General features: G+C 67.6%; 16 protein-coding genes, 1 other RNA gene and 1 pseudogene. 9 read left to right on the top strand and 9 right to left on the bottom strand.

Annotated elements, in window-relative coordinates; genetic code table 11:
• Positions 1-23 precede the first annotated feature (23 nt).
• From ABD260_RS22375 to ABD260_RS22360, 4 genes are read left to right on the top strand one after another with little or no spacing between them, the layout of a single operon-like run.
• A complete protein-coding gene (locus ABD260_RS22375; protein WP_344235920.1) occupies positions 24-1,157 on the top strand; it encodes a Nif3-like dinuclear metal center hexameric protein in 1,134 nt (377 codons plus the stop codon).
• A 16-nt stretch (positions 1,158-1,173) separates the two neighbouring features.
• Positions 1,174-1,932, top strand: a complete 759-nt coding sequence (locus ABD260_RS22370) for a zinc ribbon domain-containing protein (protein WP_344235918.1) — start codon at positions 1,174-1,176, stop codon at positions 1,930-1,932.
• Positions 1,929-3,116 (top strand): bifunctional RNase H/acid phosphatase, encoded by a 1,188-nt coding sequence (locus ABD260_RS22365; protein WP_344235916.1) that lies wholly within the window; start codon positions 1,929-1,931, stop codon positions 3,114-3,116. The genes ABD260_RS22370 and ABD260_RS22365 overlap by 4 nt, the downstream gene beginning before the upstream one ends.
• Before the next feature lie 51 nt (positions 3,117-3,167).
• Complete coding sequence (locus ABD260_RS22360) at positions 3,168-4,601, top strand: RNB domain-containing ribonuclease (protein ID WP_344235914.1); 1,434 nt, start codon at positions 3,168-3,170, stop codon at positions 4,599-4,601.
• Here the strand turns inward: ABD260_RS22360 and ABD260_RS22355 are convergent.
• Positions 4,590-5,144 (bottom strand): TetR/AcrR family transcriptional regulator, encoded by a 555-nt coding sequence (locus ABD260_RS22355; protein WP_344235912.1) that lies wholly within the window; start codon positions 5,142-5,144, stop codon positions 4,590-4,592. The genes ABD260_RS22360 and ABD260_RS22355 overlap by 12 nt on opposite strands.
• A gap of 51 nt (positions 5,145-5,195) precedes the next feature.
• Here ABD260_RS22355 and ABD260_RS22350 point away from each other — a divergent pair, with 51 nt between their 5' ends.
• Positions 5,196-5,681 carry a GNAT family N-acetyltransferase gene (locus ABD260_RS22350; RefSeq protein WP_344235910.1) on the top strand — a complete coding sequence of 162 codons (486 nt, stop codon included), beginning with the start codon at positions 5,196-5,198 and terminating at the stop codon, positions 5,679-5,681.
• On the opposite strand, the gene ABD260_RS22345 is transcribed toward ABD260_RS22350, so the two are convergent.
• Entirely contained in the window at positions 5,682-6,827 is a 1,146-nt protein-coding gene (locus ABD260_RS22345) for an alpha/beta hydrolase (protein ID WP_344235908.1), read from the bottom strand. It abuts the gene before it with no gap.
• Positions 6,828-6,932: 105 nt separating this feature from the next.
• Between ABD260_RS22345 and ABD260_RS22340 the strand changes: the two genes are divergently transcribed.
• Positions 6,933-7,670 (top strand): DUF899 domain-containing protein, encoded by a 738-nt coding sequence (locus ABD260_RS22340; RefSeq protein ID WP_344235906.1) that lies wholly within the window; start codon positions 6,933-6,935, stop codon positions 7,668-7,670.
• Positions 7,671-8,783: 1,113 nt separating this feature from the next.
• On the opposite strand, the gene ABD260_RS22335 is transcribed toward ABD260_RS22340, so the two are convergent.
• The 3 genes from ABD260_RS22335 to ABD260_RS22325 form a co-directional block, all read right to left on the bottom strand.
• Positions 8,784-10,700, bottom strand: coding sequence for a TROVE domain-containing protein (locus tag ABD260_RS22335; protein WP_344235904.1), 1,917 nt, complete (start codon positions 10,698-10,700; stop codon positions 8,784-8,786).
• 232 nt (positions 10,701-10,932) lie between these two features.
• Positions 10,933-11,538, bottom strand: coding sequence for a phosphotransferase-like protein (locus ABD260_RS22330; RefSeq protein WP_344235902.1), 606 nt, complete (start codon positions 11,536-11,538; stop codon positions 10,933-10,935).
• Between the two features lie 235 nt (positions 11,539-11,773).
• On the bottom strand, positions 11,774-13,192 hold the full coding sequence (locus ABD260_RS22325) for an MFS transporter (RefSeq protein ID WP_344235900.1): 1,419 nt from the start codon (positions 13,190-13,192) through the stop codon (positions 11,774-11,776).
• A gap of 98 nt (positions 13,193-13,290) precedes the next feature.
• On the opposite strand from ABD260_RS22325, the pseudogene ABD260_RS37620 reads away from it, so the two are divergent.
• A pseudogene (locus ABD260_RS37620) lies at positions 13,291-13,833 on the top strand (TetR/AcrR family transcriptional regulator); the annotation flags it as partial.
• A 29-nt stretch (positions 13,834-13,862) separates the two neighbouring features.
• Here the strand turns inward: ABD260_RS37620 and rnpB are convergent.
• Together rnpB and ABD260_RS22315 are read right to left on the bottom strand one after the other, a co-directional pair.
• Positions 13,863-14,263: RNase P RNA component class A (gene rnpB / locus ABD260_RS22320), an RNA gene on the bottom strand.
• A gap of 9 nt (positions 14,264-14,272) precedes the next feature.
• Positions 14,273-14,641: a DUF952 domain-containing protein gene (locus ABD260_RS22315; protein ID WP_344235898.1), complete on the bottom strand. Its 369-nt coding sequence runs from the start codon at positions 14,639-14,641 to the stop codon at positions 14,273-14,275.
• A 153-nt stretch (positions 14,642-14,794) separates the two neighbouring features.
• Here ABD260_RS22315 and ABD260_RS22310 point away from each other — a divergent pair, with 153 nt between their 5' ends.
• Positions 14,795-16,276 (top strand): S10 family peptidase, encoded by a 1,482-nt coding sequence (locus tag ABD260_RS22310; protein ID WP_344235896.1) that lies wholly within the window; start codon positions 14,795-14,797, stop codon positions 16,274-16,276.
• Positions 16,273-16,728, top strand: coding sequence for a GNAT family N-acetyltransferase (locus ABD260_RS22305; RefSeq protein WP_344235894.1), 456 nt, complete (start codon positions 16,273-16,275; stop codon positions 16,726-16,728). Before ABD260_RS22310 ends, ABD260_RS22305 begins: the two co-directional genes overlap by 4 nt.
• Here the strand turns inward: ABD260_RS22305 and ABD260_RS22300 are convergent.
• Both ABD260_RS22300 and map read right to left on the bottom strand, forming a co-directional pair.
• Positions 16,716-17,099, bottom strand: coding sequence for a GNAT family N-acetyltransferase (locus ABD260_RS22300; RefSeq protein ID WP_344235892.1), 384 nt, complete (start codon positions 17,097-17,099; stop codon positions 16,716-16,718). The genes ABD260_RS22305 and ABD260_RS22300 overlap by 13 nt on opposite strands.
• Positions 17,096-17,944: a type I methionyl aminopeptidase gene (gene map, locus ABD260_RS22295; RefSeq protein WP_344235890.1), complete on the bottom strand. Its 849-nt coding sequence runs from the start codon at positions 17,942-17,944 to the stop codon at positions 17,096-17,098. The genes ABD260_RS22300 and map overlap by 4 nt, the downstream gene beginning before the upstream one ends.
• Between the last annotated feature and the right edge of the window lie 17 nt (positions 17,945-17,961).

The raw sequence follows: 17,961 nt of genomic DNA, 5'->3' as shown, positions 1-17,961 counted from the left end.
CAGGCGACCGCAAATGTCAGGATATGCCCGTGACGACACTTGCTGACGTGATCTCGGTTCTCGACCAGCTGTACAACCCCGCCTGGGCGGAGTCCTGGGACGCGGTCGGTCTGGTCACGGGCGATCCCGATCAAGAGGTACGCCGGGTGCTGTTCGCCGTCGATCCGATGCGGGCAGTCGTCGACGAAGCGATTGCGGGCGAGTACGACCTGCTGGTCACGCACCACCCGCTGTTGCTGCGCGGAGTGAACAGCGTGGCGACGAACACCCCGAAGGGCCGGGTCGTCCACGACCTGATCCGCGCCGGCGTCGCGCTGCACGTCTGTCACACGAACGCGGACAACGCCAACCCCGGCGTCAGCGACGCGCTCGCCGCCGCGATCGGCCTGCGCGACACCCGGCCGCTCAAGGCGATGCCGGCCGAGCCGATGGACAAGGTGGTCGTGTTCGTCCCGGTCGCCGAAACGCAGGCGATGCTGGACGCGCTGGCGCAGGCCGGCGCCGGGCAGATCGGCGACTACGAGCGGGCCGCCTGGAGCGGTATGGGCGAAGGCACCTTCCGTCCGCTGGCCGGTGCGAACCCGACGATCGGCCGGGTCGGCGACATCGAGGTCGTACCCGAGCATCGGCTGGAGATGATCCTGCCGCGCCGAAAGCGCCGTGCGGTGGTCGAAGCGCTGATCGCGACGCACTCGTACGAAGAGCCGGCGTACGACGTGTATGAGCTGGCCGAGTTGCCGAGCAATCGCGGCGGCGGGCGGATCGGCGTACTCGCGGAAGCGCTTCCGCTGGCCGATTTCGCGCGACTCGTCGGGGAGCGCCTGCCGCGCACCGAGCATGGCGTACGCGTCTCCGGTGACCTGGACCGGATGATCGAGACCGTCGCGGTCGTCGGGGGAGCGGGGGACTCGGAGTTCGATCGGGTCCGCGCGGCCGGCGTCGACGCGTACCTGACCGCCGACCTCCGGCATCACCCCGCGACCGAGGCGCGGGCGTACGGCGACCCGGCGCTGGTCGACGTCGCGCACTGGGCCAGCGAATGGCCGTGGCTCGCGGACGCGGAACGCCTCCTGGTAGCGGGTCTGGCGGCTCAAGGCAGTACCGTGGACACTCACATCTCAACCCTCTGCACGGACGCCTGGACGCTGCGGATCTGAGTACGCCGCCCACGATTTGAAGGAGCCGACTCTGAACGCCGAGCCCGCCGTCCAACGCCGGTTGCTGGACCTGCAGGATCTCGACCTGCAGCTGGATCAGGTCGCGCACAAGCGCGCGTCGCTGCCCGAGCACAAGGCGCTGAAGGACCTGGCCGCCGAGAAGTCCGTGGTCGACCGTGAGCTGGTCACCGCGGACACCGAGGTCAGCGATCTGCAGCGTGAGCAGAAGAAGGCCGACAGTGACGTCGAGCAGGTCCGCCAGCGCCGCGCGCGGAACCAGCAGCGGCTCGACTCCGGCCAGGTCACCTCGCCGCGCGACCTGGAGAACCTGCAGCACGAGATCGGTTCGCTGGACCGGCGGATCTCCGATCTGGAGGACTCCGAGCTCGAGGTGATGGAGAAGCTCGAGGCCGCCGAGGTGGTGCAGACCGGCCTCCGGACCCGGGCCGAGGCGTTCGCCGGCCGGCAGGCCGAGCTGGAGACCTCGCGGGACGCGACCCTCAAGGAGCTCGACGAGCAGCGCGCCGGCGTCGCGGAGCAGCGCGCGAAGGTGGTCGCGGAGTTGCCGGAGCAGTTGGTCGCGCAGTACCAGCGCCTTCGTGAGCACAACGGCGGGATCGGTGCGGCGCCGCTGGTCGGCAAGCGGTGCATGGGCTGCCGGATGGAGCTCGCCCCGTCGGACCTGAACGCGATCAAGTCCGCGCCCGCCGACGCTGTGCTGCGCTGCGAGGAGTGCGGCCGGATTCTGGTCCGTACGCCGGAGAGCGCCGCGTGACCATTGATCACGTCATCGTCGAGGCTGACGGTGGGTCGCGGGGGAATCCGGGTCCGGCGGCGTACGGGGCGTTGGTGCGGGATCCCGTTTCTGGGCAGGTGATTGCGCAACAGGGGCGGACGTTGGGGATCGCTACGAACAACGTCGCCGAGTACTCGGGGTTGGTGGCTGGGCTGGAGCTGGCGGCTGAGTACGCGCCGGATGCCTCGATCGAGGTGCGGATGGACTCCAAGCTGGTGATCGAGCAGATGGCCGGGCGGTGGAAGATCAAGCATCCTGATCTGCAGCCGCTGGCAATCAAGGCGCAGGGGTTGGCACCGTTCGGCACTGAGTGGACGTGGGTGCCGCGGGCGAAGAACGCTGCTGCGGATGCGTTGGCGAACAACGCGCTGGACGGCGTACCGATCCCGCTGCGGCCGGCGCCGAGCGGGACCGCTCCTGCTGGTGCCGCAGGTGGTGGTGGCGCGGCTGCCGCGCTTGCCGGTGGGCCGGCGGCGTCGGAGCAGCAGAAGGTGATGCGTGGTTGGGGCGCTTCGAGCGAGCCGCCGACGCGGATGATCTTCCTGCGGCATGGCGAGACTCCGCTCACGGCTGAGAAGCGCTTCTCGGGTTCGGGTGGCGACAATCCGCCGCTGAGCGAGACCGGCCGCAGGCAAGCCGAAGCAGCGGCCGAGTACCTCGCGGGCCTCACCCCGACCGCCCCGGCCGGTGGGGAAGCGCTTGGTGGGATCGACGCGGTGGTGAGTTCGCCGATGCGGCGGGCTCGGGAGACTGCTTCGGTGGTGGCGGAGCGGCTTGGGTTGAGTGTGGTTGTGGATGACGGCTGGGTGGAGTGCTCGTTCGGGGACTGGGACGGGCACACGTTCGCCGAGGTGCAGGAGAAGTGGCCGGATGCGCTGAACGCCTGGCTGGAGTCGACGAGCGTCGCGCCGCCCGGTGGTGAATCGTTCGACGCTTGCGCACGCCGGGCTCGCTCCGCGCGCGACGGCCTGCTCTCCAGGTATCCAGGCAAGACAGTCGTGGTCGTCACCCACGTGACACCGATCAAGCTGATGGTCCGATCGGTCCTGCAGGCCCCGCTGAACTCCATCTTCCGGATGGAGCTCCGCCCCGCGACCCTCACCGAAATCAACTGGTACGCCGACGGCCAAGCCTCCCTCACCACCTTCAACACCCAGCCCTGACCAGCCGGCAGGTGCGCGGCTCGTGGTTGAGGTGTGCCCTAGTCTGACCTCATGCCGTTGCAGAAGGTTCGGTTTGCTGAGGGTGTGCCTGAGGTGTTTCGGGCGTCGTTGCAGGACATCCGGCGGGAGCTGGAGGTGCCGGCCGCCTTCCCACCTGAGGTGACCGCCGCGGCCCTGGCGGCAGCGGGCAACGCGCGCCTGCCGGAGCTCGACCGCACCGACCTCCCGTTCGTCACCATCGACCCACCAGACTCGATGGACCTCGACCAGGCGGTACACATCGAGCGAGCCACCGACGGCTACATCGTGTACTACGCGATCGCCGACGTCGCCGCGTACGTACAACCCGGTGACCCGATCGACGCCGAGGCCCGCCGCCGTGGCGAGACCCTCTACGCCCCGGACAAGCGCACCCCGCTTCACCCGCCGGAGCTTTCCGAAGCGGCCGCATCCCTCCTTCCCGACCAGGTCCGCCCAGCCGTCCTGTGGACGATGACCCTCGACGCGACCGGCGAAGGTACAGCAGTCACCTGCGAGCGCGCTTTGGTGAAGTCACGCGCCAAGCTCAACTACGCCGGCGTACAAAAGGACCTGGATGCGGGTACGGCCCCGGAGCCGCTGCAACTGCTCCGCGAGGTCGGGAAGCTCCGCGAACAGCGCGAACTCGACCGCGGCGGCGTCAACCTGCCGATCCCGGATCAAGAGGTCGTCACCTCGAACCACGGCTGGGGATTGGAGTTCCGCGCACCGCTGCCGGTCGAGGGCTGGAACGCGCAGATCTCGCTGCTCACCGGCATGGCCGCGGCCGTGCTGATGATGAAGGGCAAGATCGGCATCCTGCGGACGCTGCCCGAATCGCATGACGATCTGCGCCGCAAGCTCGGCAACACCGCGAAGGCGCTCGGCATCGAATGGCCGGATGCGACCACGTACGCGCAGTTCATCCACGGCCTGGACCCGAAGGTCCCCGCGCACGCGGCGATGCTCGCGGCCTGCACTGTGCTGTTCCGCGGCGCCGGCTACAGCGCGTTCGACGGGAGTGTTCCGGAGCAGCCTCAGCACGCGGCGATGAAGGCGGAGTACGCGCATGTGACCGCGCCGCTGCGGCGGCTGGTCGACCGGTGGACCAGCGAGATCTGCGTCGCGTTGTCCGCGGGCAATGAGGTACCGGCGTGGGTGCGCGAATCGATGGACGAGATCCCGAAGGTGATGGACGACGCGGACCGGCGGGCGCACGCGTACGAACGGTCGATCGTCAGCATGGTCGAGGCCGGGCTGGTCGCGGATCAGGTCGGCGCGGAGTTCGACGGGGTGATCACCGAGGTCGACGAGCGGGAGAACGGGCGTGGGGTGGTCGCGCTGACCAAGATCGCGATCGAGGGGCGGGTGACGGGTACGGACCTTCCGCTGGGGCAGCAGGCCCGCGTACGGCTCGTCGAGGCTGACATCGCCAAACGTACGGTCGCCTTCGAGTTACTCCGTTAAGTAGTCGTCGAGGGCGGCGGTGGTGCGGTCGAGGTCGCCGGTTGCCAGTAGGTCGATCAGGGCGCCGCGGAGCATCGCGAGTACGCCCGTACGCCGCGCCTCGGTCTCGTCCGGCGCGCTGGTCTTGAGCAGCTCGAGCCAGTCGTCGACCGTGGAGCGCGCGAAGTCAGCCCACGGGCCTTCGGGGGAGACGAGCGACCGCCCGTACGCCTCGACCCAGAACGTCATCAGCGGCCGGCGTTCCGGCGCGGCCAGCCAGGTCCACAGTTCGCGCGCGACCACGGTCAGGCCGGGTGGCTCGTCGTACAGCTGCTCGGTCCGGCGCAGCAACTCCAGCTGATCGGCGCGCCCGCGCGCGAGCAAGGCCCGGATCAGCCCGTCCTTGCTGCCGAACAGGAACAGCAGCACCCGCGGGCTCGACCCGATCGCGGTCGCCAGCGGCCGCAAGGACAGATCGCCCAGGCCGTGCGTCAGCGAGTACGCGTAGGCGCGCTCGAGCAGCTCCTGCTCCCGGGCGGACGGGGCTTCCTTGGTGGTCGGCACGGGGCTAGTATTACGTACTGAAACAGTCGTGTCAGTAGATCGGGTGGGTTGATGACGAAACTGATCAGGAAGCTGGGCAAGCCAGGTGATCTCGGCTGGGTGGTGCAGTCGCACGCGGAGGTGTACGCGGCCGAGTACGGCTGGGGCCCGGCGTACGAGACGCTGATCGCGCAGATCGTGGCGGCGTACGCGACCGAGCACGACGAGGTCCGCGAAGCGGCGTGGATCGCCGAGGTCGACGGCGAGCGGGCCGGCAGCATCTTCTGTGTCCGCGGGCCGGACGAGACCACCGCGCAGCTGCGGCTGCTGCTGGTCACCCCGGCCGCGCGTGGGCTGAAGCTCGGGGCCGAGTTGGTCGACACTTGCTTGGCCTTCGCTCGTGACATCGGGTACAAGCGGATGGTGCTGTGGACCAACGCTCCGCTGGCTGCGGCCCGGCATATCTATCTGGACCGCGGGTTCCGGCTGACCGCCTCTGAACCGCACGCGATGTGGGGAGACTCGCTCCTTGGTCAGACCTACGAGTTGGATTTGTAGCTATTTTTGGCAGGTTGGTGCGTCCGGGGCGGCGGTTTTGTCGATGACGTGGGAGAGGAACGTGGTGACGTACCCGTTCTGAACCGTCAGTGCGTGCCGTGGATCGACGCTGCCGAGCGGGAGAAACTTACGCAACGGGTACGCGAGGTAGTACACGCCGTAATCGGTGAAGTTGAAGTGCCTGCTGCCCGGGATGGTCGCGCACCACGACGTACCGGTGCTTGCCTTGAGCAATGAAATGGCGCGGTCCCGGTTGCTGTCGTTCTTGGCGTCCGGGCCGCACACACTGGTGATGCACGAGTCGTCGGCGCCGAGCAGCAGCATCGGCGCTTTCACGCCCTTGTGCACCACCTCGCCGAACTGGGTGCCGTCCAAGTCGACCGCCGCCGTACACCGCGAATCCTGCCGGCACGCCTCGAGCGACGCGGCGCCGCCGAACGAGTGCCCGACGTACGACGGACCGACCGAGTTCTCGACCGAACCGGGGAGTTGCTTCGCGACCATTCCGGCCGCGAAGCGCGCGTCGGCGGCCCAGACGTCCACCAGGTGATCGCCGGTCTGCTGCGCGGCTTCATTGCTCTCACCGAGGTTCGACGGGTTCGCGGCCGGTTTGCTCTCGACGGTCTGGCCGGCCAGCACGGTGAGGTTCGCGGAGTACGTCGGCGTGACGCCTGCGACCAGGTATCCATGACTCGCAAGATCCTCGGCCAGCGCCGCGTACATCGGCGCCGACAGGCCCATCCCCGGCATCAGCACAACCACCGGGAACCGCCCCGGCGCGACGGCGGCCCGATCGAGCGCGCGATCCTGCAGCGTGTCGAACGGCCCTTGCAGCAAGGAGAGCGGCGCTTTCAGGTGCAGACCACTCCACAGACCGGGCGCGTACTGGACGCGGTGGCCGGTGGTTTGCTTCGCGACGGGATACCAAAGCCAGACAGCCAGCTTGCGCGGACCATCGGCGTACGGATCGCGCCGCGGCCCATCGGTCCACTCGAACGTCCTGCGCCCGACCTGGAAGTTCCCGGTCGGCTCCGGCAACGACACCGGCTCCGACCGCTGCACCAGCACCCAGCCGACGTACCCGGCGGCGCCGAGAAGCACGACCAGAATCACGAACACGATGCTGGTGCGTACCCGTCTGCGCATGCTCCCAAGTTTCGCATCCTCGCCGTGTCGAAGCCGGTGCGTCCGCTCCGACGTACCGGGTGATCGGTGCTGATTCGTTGTCTTTTGCGAGCTTGAGGAGCTGGAATGAACCTGCCGGAGATCGTGTCCCGGGACGAGTGGCTGACCGCGCGCCGCGCGCTGCTGGCCGAAGAGAAGGAGTTCACCAAGCAGCGAGACGCGCTGAACACCCGCCGCCGCGAACTCCCGATGGTGCGGCTCGACAAGCCGTACACATTCACCGGCGCCGCCGGCCCGGTCAGCCTGCTCGATCTCTTCGACGGACGGCTCCAGCTTTTGGTATACCATTTCATGTTCCAGCCCGAGTGGGACGCGGGCTGCCCGAGCTGCACGTGGCTCGTGGACGACATCGGTACCCAGAACAGCCTGCACGAGGCGAACACCACCTTCGCGATGGTCTCGCGGGCACCGTACGAAAAGCTGGCCGCGTACCGCGAGGCCCGCGGCTGGGAGTACCCGTGGTACTCGTCCGGCGACACGGACTTCAACTACGACTTTCATGTCACGCTCGACGAGTCACGCGTGCCCTTCGAATACAACTACCGCTCGAAGGCCGAGTGGGACGTACAGCCGGACAACGAGTTCACCCAAGGCCCGCAGCCCTTCGACCTGCACGGCCTGAGCTGCTTCCTGCGCGACGGCGAGCAGATCTACCACACCTACTCGACCTACGGCCGCGGACCCGACGCGATGACCTTCACCGTCACCGCCCTGGACCTGACCGCCCTAGGCCGCCAACAACCGTGGGAAAAACCAGCCGGCCGAATCCCAGCACCTCCTGCTCCCGAGGAACCCTGCCACTAACACCTACACAGCCACCCGCGCGCGCTCCGCAGGTGCCCCGTCGCTACGCTCCTCCCGCACCTGCTACGCGCGCTCCCACCCACCCCCGGCTCACCGCCGGTACCTTCTTCCCGGGCTATCGCCGGACCCCCGGCTACCGCCGGACCCCCGGCTACCGCCGGACATGCCGGGCTGCCGCCAGGACCTCCGGCTCTCGCCGGACGTGCCGGGCTGTCGCCGTGAGCCCGGGCTCTCGCCGGGACCTCCGGCTGCTGCCGGACGCGGCTGCCGCCGTGAGCCCCGGCTCTCGCCGCAGCGTGCGGGCTGCCGCCCGGGACTTGCGCCTGCGCGCGGTGGGTGGCCCCGCGCGCTCTCACCCGCCCGCCGGCTCATCGTCGGTAAGTTCTCTCCGGGCTATCGCCGGAAGCTCCGGCTGCCGCCGGATCCCGCGGGGCTGCGGGGAGCTCCGGCTTTCGCTGGAGGCCCCGGCTTTCGCCGGAGTGTGCGGGCTGCCGCCCGGGATTTGCGCTGGCGCGCGGTGGTTGGCCCCGCGCGCTCTCCCGGACGCTGGCTCATCGCCGGTAAGTTCTCTCCGGGCTGTCGCCGGGAGCGCCGGCTGCCGGGGGACACGCTGGGCTGCCGATGGCCCGGGCTTTCGCCGGAGGTCCCGGCTTTCGCCGGAGTGTGCGGGCTGGTGCCCGGGACTTGCGCTTGCGCGCGGTGGTTGATCCTCGCGTGCTCCGCAGGGGCTCTGTCGCTTCGCTCCTTGCGCATTTGGTCCGCATTTGATCCTCGCGTCGCGTCGCTTCTTCCGCATTTGCTCCGCATTTGATCCCCGCGTGCCCCGCGGGTGCTCCACCGCTTCGCTCCTTCCACGCTTGCTATGCGCGCCCGCCCGCCGCGCACCCACCCCGGTGTCTGCGGAACAGCACTGGCCAGGGCTTATCTATCCGTGTTGAGGGTTCTCTGCCGGTATGAGGGCGGATAACCCTCAACAGCGGTGGATAAGCTCGCGCGTTCTAATGCGCGTTCTAATGCGCGTACTGCGGGGCAGCGGGTGCGGGCCCCATTCGAGTGCTGATGTGCTGCCTGCGGTCGGTAGGTGATCGACTGGATCGCGTGCCGGCCGCGGGCTCAGCGTTCCCGGGTGAATGTGTTGATGAGGGCCGGGACCGCGCTGTCGAAGCCCGATACGTCCAGCATTCCGGGATCTGAGGGGTTGGCGATCGTGCGGCCGTTGGCGGTCATCGAGACCACGACCAGCCGGGCGTCGATCCCCATCTCCCGGCGGTACTCCTGCAGCGCCTGATGCGGATGTACCTTCCCGTGCCACGTCTCGTTGTCCGTATAGACGACGAACGTATCGATCGCCAGCTTCCGCCGCAGTGCGTACTGCATCGGCAGCGCGCAATCGGTGCCGCCGAACGGCAGGTCCGACACCGCCCGGATTGCACTCTCCAGCCGCAGTCGCGGACTGATCGCGAGCGGCGTCAACTTGGTATCCCAAAAGTTGCGCTTGCTGGTGAAGCCAACGATCTCGCACGCCGGCTCCGTCGCGGCCGTCACCAGCGCAAGCGCCGCTGACGCCTCCCGGCAGCTGATCGGCAGACCAGACACCGGCGACGTCATCGACCCGGACACATCCAGAGCAAGCAGCGTCCGCTTCCCGGTCGGTTCGACCGCGTCGTACGACAAGTAGAACGCGGCATCCAGCGCATCAACGATCGGCTGCGACGGCGCCCAGTCCCGCCCACCGCGAGCGCCGTCCCTGTCTCCGAAAGCACGCGCGCCGTCCGCGAACGTACGCAGCGCCTGCCCAGGCGAACGCAACTGCGCCGCAGCCGCCCCCACCCTGTCCGCTGACGAAAGCGCCCGCTGCCAGGAAGAACGCGCAGCCCGCCAGAGCGAACGCACGCCCGCCGACGCACCTACGCCCGCCGACGTACCTACGCCTACCGACATACCTACGCCTACCGACGTACCTACGCCTGCCGACGCACGTACGCCTGCCGACGCACCTACGCCCGCCGACGCACTTACGGCTCCAGCCGTGTGACGCCCCCGTCCGCCCTGGCCGGACGAATAGATGCGCTGGGCAACAAGTACGCTGATCGGATGCACTCGCGCCTTGCGCAGGCGACCCACGTCGGTCAGTTGATCCGCGACGACCTGAACCCACGGACCGGACGGATCGAGCAACCCGAGCCGAGTCAGGCGGGGGAGTTGGCGGAGGAGCGCGGTCTGCGGCAGACCGTTCGCGAGCAGGACCTCCCAGATCCGCGGCTCGTTCAGGAACCGGTCCGGGATCATCTCCCACGACAGCGCACGGTGCTCTGCGATCACGCCGGCCGTCTCAGCGACGTCGGTCGCACGCTGAAGCCGCTCGAACGCGGCGACCAGTGGCAGACCGGACAGATCCGCGGGCCGGCCATGGAGCCAGTCGAACAGCTCCCGGCGTACTGGCTCGGTGGTGGTCGGATGCGACAGCCGGAGCAGATCCGCATGCGACCAGCCGTTGCGCCGGCGGTACTTCAGAATTTGGTATACCACCGCGTCGACGCTGCGGTCGGGGTCGACGTACCAGTTGCCGATCGCCCGCCGCGTACCGCGACCCCAGCCACCGAACTGCTCCAAGTACCCGGTGAACTGGAAGAGGTGCGTACCCGTCCGCGCGACCAGCGGTACGGCGGCCAGCGCGGCGCGGCGACCGTCGTCGTCACCGAGCTTGGCCGCGGCTGCGAGAGCGAAGAGCGCCGGGCGCTGCTTCGGAGCGCGACCGGAGAGGGAGATGTCCAGTACGGCGGTCACGACTTCGGTCGTACGCTTCCGCGCGAGCCCGACGATCAGCCCGGCGTTCTCCTGCGTCAGCGCATGCTCGGAGGCGTACGCGGTGCCGCCGGTCGTACCGATGGTCAGAAACCGGTGCAGGCGGGCGAGATCGTCTTGGACGAAGGTGTATCCGCCGGCGCTGTTGATGCGCTGGCGTGGCTCGGCCGGTCGGTCCTGCGGAGTACGCCGCGTGCTGAGCTGTGCCAATGGATCTGTGGACATGTCCTTTCTCTCCTATCGGTTCCGGGCATGACAAAACAGACCTGAGCGGACGTGGCGCGCCGACCGAAATGCTGCTCTATCCAGTTGAGCTACGCCGGCGAACCGACGACGGGACTCGAACCCGCAACACGCCCATTAAGAGTGGTAACCGATCAGCTTCGGCCCGCCCAGGTCTGTCTTGGCTCCGACTGTAAGCCACCGGCACCGCTGAACGCGAAGGATTTAACAGCTTTCAGCTGCCGGGCGCGACAAGTGAACCAGGTGACGATTTGTTGCTGAAGGCATCGATGATGGCCGTTGTGCGGGCATCTGCGGAAAGTGCCGCGGTGTCGAGTACGAGGTCGAACGGGCCGTCCATGCCGTACCCCTGATGACCGCGGGCGTTGCCGATGTGGCGGCCGTGATTGCGTTCGTCTTCGCGTTGCTCGATGACATCCAGCGGAGCCTGCAGCGCCACCCAGTACGCGTCGTATCCGGCCAGAGCTTTGCGCCAGGCCGGCATGATCGTGTCGTCGACCGGCATTTCGTCCAGGATGACGTCATTTCCGGTGTTCAGGAGGGCGAGTACGGCCGCGCGCATTCCGGTGAGCAGGCGGGCGCCCGCGGCGCCGTAGTGCGTGATGATGCGGGGCTTTCCGTCGGTGTCCGGTACGACGTCCTGCCAGAATCCTGGTCCGGGTCCACGCGGATGCCCGGCCCAGTCGGAGGGAAACATGTCGTAGAAATGATCCAGACCGACGACCAGCCAGGGGTCGGGAAGCAGGTCCTGCATGCGCCGGGCAGTCGTCGTTTTACCAACACTCGACGTGCCGATCAGAGCGATCAATCGTCCGGGCATGTCGGTCTCCTCCTGATCGCGGCCTGGAATCGTCAGCCTAGTTGCACGTCGCCGCCCCCATTCCCTGGGCGAAACCGGCGCGTGCGGCCGGAATCCCGGTCGCGGGGTCCATCTGATTAATCCCCCTAGCGGTTACCACCCTGCTCCTTGCCCCCAGCAACAACCGAAGGCGATTGGTCAACGTCCGACATCCCGTACGCCCCTCCAACTCGCCCACACTAGTCGCGCCAGCGTCTCACCGGGAAGCGTTGGCTCGCGTCAGCCACACCCCGGTGAAGACCGCCGTGGCGATCACGACGGCGCCGGCGGTGGTGAAGGCGGTGTTCAGCCCGGCTTCGAACGAGGCGCCGTCGGACTCGCGGGCCCGAACGATGGCTCCCAGCACCGCGACGCCCAGTACCGCGCCGATCTGGCGAGTGGTACTGCTGATGCCTGACGCCAGACCGCCTTCCTGTGGATTGACCGCCTGGATCGCGGCACCGGTCAGCGGCGACATCGTCAACGCGAACCCGGCGCCGGCGATCGCCAACCGCCACCACACGTTCCCGTAGCCGGTCTGCGCGTGCACAAAGCCCAGCGCCAGCAACCCGACCCCGGCCAGCGCCAGCCCGACGGTGACAACAATCCGGAACCCGTACCGCGCAGCGAGCCGGCCGGCGTACGGGCTGATGACCACCATCGCCAGCGAAACAGGAAGCGTCTGCAACCCCGCCCGCAGAAGCGAGCTCCCTTGCACCGAAACAAAGAACTGCGAGAAGAAGAACGACGACCCCATCAACGCGAAACCAACCACAACCATCGCCGTATTGGAGACCGTGAACAACCGCTGCCGGAACAACCGCAGCGGCAGCATCGGAGCGGTTCGACGGCTCTCGACGATGAGGAAAGCAGCGAGGAGTACGGCGCCTGACGCGAAGGCTCCGAGGATCAGCGGCGAGGTCCACCCGCTCGAACCGCCTTCGATCAGCCCGTACGTGAGGGTCCCGACCGCAAATACCGACAGCACTGTTCCCGGAATGTCGATCGCGGGCGCGTTCAGGCTGCGGGACTCGCCCAGCACACGATGCCCTGCGAGCAGCAGCACGATCCCGATCGGGAGGTTGACGAGAAAGATGGCCGGCCAGCCGAAGGCATCCGTCAGTACGCCACCAGCCAACGGCCCAGCGGCGAGACCGATGCCGCTGAAGCCCGCCCACAGGCCGATCGCCTTGACGCGTTCCTCCGGGCGCGGGTACGCGACGGCGAGCAGCGCCAGCGAGGCGGGGGCGAGCGCGGCGGCGCCGACGCCTTGGAGCGTACGGCCCGCGATCAGCCAGCCGAGTGAAGGGGCGAGCGAACACACCGCGGACGCGAGCGTGAAGATCGCGACGCCGATCAGGTACAGCCGTTTGCGGCCGAAGCGATCCGCGAAGACGCCACCGGACAAGAGCAGCATCGCGACGAGCAGTACGTACGCGTCGACGATCCATTGCAGCCCGGTCAGGTCGACGTGCAGCCGATGCTGCATATCCGGCAGCGCCGCGCCGACGATCGTGTTGTCGAGCAACACCATGAACTGGCCGAGACAGGTCAGGGTCAGGAGTGCTGCTCGGTTGCGGGCGGTGTGGGTGGTGCGGGGCGGTGCAGACGGCGCGGTCTTCTCGTACGCGGTCAACGGGGTCCTTTCATCGCTAAATGCAGCTCTGGGCTGCGTTAGCGACTGTACGACCGCGATGAGGTAAACGCAAGTGGGAACTGCGTTAAGGTGGGAGCATGGATGAAGGACGAGCTCGGCGGCCGGGTGGGCGGAGCGCGCGGGTGCAGGCGGCGGTGCATGACGCGGTGACCGGCCTGGTCGGCGAGCGCGGGTACGGAAATTTCACCGTCGGGGAGGTCGCGGCGCGGGCCGGCGTGGCCGACAGCAGCATCTATCGGCGGTGGGGGAGTCTCGAAGCGCTGCTGACCGATGTGATGCTGACGCGCCTGAACGCGCGCTCGCCGATGCCGGATACCGGGAGCGTCGCGGGAGACCTCAAGGCGTACGCGGCGGCTGTCGCGCGAGAAATCACCGGCCCAGACGGACCGGCCCTCCTGCAACTCCTCCTCGCACTGCACGGCGCCGACGAACAAGGCCTCCGCGCCCGAGACGAACTCATCGCGGACCGCGCCGGCCAGCTCCAGTCAATGCTGGACCGCGCCACGGAGCGCGGCGAGACTCCACCACCGATCGACGACGTCCTGGACCATGTCCTGGCGCCGCTCTACATCCGAGTCCTCTTCAACGCCGGCCCCCTCACGCCAACCTACGTAAACGGCCTGGTCGACCGCCTGGTGGTCGCGGGGGAGGAACGGGTCGGTCTGTAAGCCGGATCCTGTAATCGGCGATCATCCATCTACGGTGGCCGTTGCCGGGCACCTCTAGCGGCCTACCCGCGAGCTCGGGCGGGCCGCCCTCAGTCGCTCGCGCCGGCGAGTGGTTGCCCACTGCCTTTCTTGGCCTTGCTCCACGTGGGGTTTACCTAGCCTCCACAGTCACCTGTGGAGCTGGTGGTCTCTTACACCACCGTTTCACCCTTACCCGCACTCCAGTGAACCACGGGGTTCATTGGAGCCGCTGGCGGTTTGTTTTCTGTGGCACTGTCCCGCGGGTTGCCCCGGGTGGGCGTTACCCACCACGCTGCCCTGTGGAGTCCGGACTTTCCTCGGCGGCCTGTTGCCAGGCCGACGCGATCGCCCGACCGACCCGTTCCGTGGTTCAGGATACGGCCTCGGCGGTCACTTCCGGCCACAGGCCGTCGGCGCCGCGGGTGTACGGGCGGACGTCGACCACCGCGTCCAGGTTCAGCGGGCCGTAGATGTGCGGAAAGCTCATCCCAGTGCCTTCCAGGTCTTCGTCGCACAACGCGGAGACCAGCCGGGTGGTGTCGATGACCAGCAAGCACAGTGGCTCGGTCACGTCGTCGTACGCGAAGTTTGCCACCATCGCGACCTGCTCCGGACGGGAGGTGTGGATGAAGGGTGCGCCGTCGTCGAGGCTCTTGCCACGAGTCGACCAGCGGTAACAGCCGGCCGCCCGCGCCGCCGCCCAGTGCTCGGTGAAAGCGATGTGAAGGATGGTCGCCATGGAGGAAATCTAGTACCTGTTCGGCAGCTCGACAGGAGGTGTCAGGTCGTCACCTAGTGCACCTGAGCGTGATCGTGTCTCCGCGTACGGTGTCTCGCCGGTGTACTACCTGTCGAACCGCGCTTCATGACCGGGTGGATTAGGGTGCTCGGCATGGTGAACGAGGAGCGTGGCGAGGACGAGGCCGGGACGACGACGAAGCCGGCCACGCCGGTCGACGATCTGGTCACGACGCAGCACACCCTGACAATCGACGGTCAGGAGCTGCGCTACACGGCGACGACCGGGCGGATCGTGCTGCGCGAGGAGGTGTACACCGACGGCAAGTTCGAAGGGTTGAAGCCGAAGGCGGAGGTTTTCGTCACGGCGTACACGCTCGACGACGCCGAGGCGGCCGATCGGCCGGTGACGTTCGCGTTCAACGGTGGGCCGGGGTCGTCGAGTTTGTGGTTGCACCTTGGGCTGCTCGGTCCGCGCCGGGTGGTTTCGGGGGACGTGGGTGAGTTGGCCGCGCCGCCGTACGCGATCGCCGACAATGCGGAGACGTTGCTGAAGTACAGCGACGTGGTGTTCATCGATCCGGTGTCGACGGGATATTCACGGGCGGCCGAGGGGGAGAAGCCGGGGGATTACCACGGGTTCACCCGCGACCTGGAGTCGGTCGGCGAGGTGATCCGGCTGTGGACGTCGCGGAACGGTCGGTGGATGTCGCCGAAGTTCCTGGCCGGCGAGTCGTACGGGACGACGCGGGCGGCCGGGCTCGCGTGGCATTTGCAGAAGCGGTACGGGATGTACCTGAACGGCGTGATGCTGATTTCGGTGGTGCTCGAGTTCGGGACGCTCGATTTCACCCCGGGGAACGATCTTCCGTACACGCTGTTCCTGCCGACGTACGCGGCGATCGCGCACTATCACGGGCTGATCCCGGATCGTTCGCTGGAAGAGCTGCTCGCCGACGCGGAACGGTTCGCGGCCGGCCGGTACCCGAATGCGCTTGCCCAGGGCAACCGAATCCCGGCGGACTACCGCGCCGAAGTGGTGACCCGGCTGGCCGAACTGACCGGGCTCAGCGAGGACTACATCGACCGGGTGAACCTGCGGATCGAGCACATGCGGTTCTTCGGTGAGTTGCTGCGTTCGCGCCGTCAGACCGTCGGACGGCTGGACGGGCGCTTCACCGGATGGAACGCGGACTATGGTTCGGAAACCCCCGATCGCGATCCGTCGATGAACGCGATCACCGGTCCGTACTCGGCGGCGCTGAACCACTATGTACGCGTGGAGCTCGGGTACGAGAACGATCTTCCGTACGAGATCATCAACGCGGATGCGGCCGGGAAATGGTCTTTCAAGGAGTTCGAAGGACAGCAGATCACGGTCGCGGAGAAGCTGGCCGAGGCGATGCGGATGAACCCGCATCTGCAGGTGTACGTGGGTTCCGGTCACTACGACGGCGCCACCCCGTACTTCGCCACCGAACACACCCTCGCCCGTCTCCCCATCCCCGCCGAGCTGACCTCCAACATCCAAACCAAGTACTACCCGGCCGGCCACATGATGTACGTCCACGAACAATCCCGAATCCAGCAGTCCGCAGACCTGGGCGCCTTCATCACCACAGCCACCAGCCAATGATCCTCATCCGCCACCCGGGCGTACTGCCGGCGCATCCAATAGCAGGCGTCGCACTGCGCCCGCCGGTGGTGGCCGACACACCCGCCCTCGCCCGCCTGTACTGCGCGGCGTACGACCCCGGCATCGCCTCCACCACCGAACAGGAAGCCCTGGAGGACATACAGCTCACGTTCGACGGCGGGTACGGCGTGCTCGACCCGGACGTCAGCCGGCTTGCTTGGGCGGGTGATGAGTTGGTCGGCGCGATCCTCGTCGTGGAGCGCGCACCCTGGCCGGATACACCCGACTGCCGATTCATCATCGAGTTGTTCACGGCGCGCGCGTACCGGCGACGCGGGATCGCGCGGTTGTTGTTGAGTGCCTGCGCTGACACAACAGTCGCCTTACGAGTGGACGAGCACAACGCACCGGCGATCACGTTGTACCAAGCCGCCGGCTTTCAGCCGGGGTAAATGCGGTATCCGGCGAAGGTGCGGTGTTCGAAGGTGGCGTAGAAGTCTTCGGCGGTGTCGGTGACCAGGTCTATGCGCTGGGCGCCCGTCAACGGAGCGGCGTACTCGACCAGGGCGCGGCCGATGCCTTTGCGGCGGTAGTTGGTGTGGACGGCCAGTTGGGACAGGTGCGCCTGGATGTGGCCGTCGCTTTGAAGGTAGGCGAAGCCGATTACCTGTTCGCCGTCCAGGGCGACGACTGTTGTCACGCCGGGTGCGGTGAAAACGGCGTGGGCGCGGACGGGGTCGGCGGGAAGGCTTGGCCAGTCTTCCGCTTCGCAGAGAGCGAGGATTCCGGGGAGGTGGGGTTTCTGGTACTGCGTGATGGTCATGGCAACGTGAGGACTTCGGCGCCGGTGTCGGTGACCAGGAGGGTGTGTTCGAACTGGGCGGTGCGGGACTTGTCCTTGGTGGTGGCGGTCCAGCCGTCGTCCCACAGGTCGTAGTCGTACGAACCGAGGGTCAGCATCGGCTCGATGGTGAAGGTCATGCCGGGCTCGATCACGTCGTCGAAGCGTTCGTCGTCGTAGTGCGGGATGATCAGGCCGGAGTGGAACGAGGTGGCGATGCCGTGGCCGGTGAAGTCGCGGACCACCCCGTACCCGAAACGCTTGGCGTACGACTCGATCACCCGTCCGATGATGCTGACCTGCCGCCCGGGCTTGACCGCCTTGATGCCGCGGTTCAGTGCTTCCAGCGTACGCTCCACCAGCAGCCGGCTCTCCTCGTCGACATCGCCGACCAGGAACGTCGCATTCGTGTCACCGTGCACCCCGTTCAGGTACGCGGTGATGTCCACGTTGACGATGTCGCCGTCCTCGAGCGGACGATCATCGGGGATACCGTGGCAGATCACCTCGTTCACCGACGTACACAGCGACTTCGGGTACCCGCGGTAGCCCAGCGTCGACGGGTACGCGCCTCGCTCCACCAGGTACTCATGCCCGACCGCGTCCAGCTCGTCGGTCGTCACACCCGGCTTCGCGGCCGCACCGACCGCCTGCAACGCCTGCGCGGCGAGCTTGCTCGCGACCCGCATCTTCTCGACGAGTTCGGGCGACGTCACGTACGAACCGTCGTACGGCGTCGGCGCCGGCTTGCCGACGTACTCCGGACGCGGAATGGATGCGGGAACGTCGCGGCGCGGCGAAATGCGCCCTGCAGTGAGGATCGACATGGTGAGATCATTCTAAT

Source organism: Kribbella hippodromi, assembly GCF_039531045.1.
In the GTDB taxonomy this organism is placed as follows: domain Bacteria; phylum Actinomycetota; class Actinomycetes; order Propionibacteriales; family Kribbellaceae; genus Kribbella; species Kribbella hippodromi.
The sequence above is the reverse complement of the archived record's forward strand: the minus strand, read 5'-3'. Positions and strand labels throughout refer to the sequence as shown.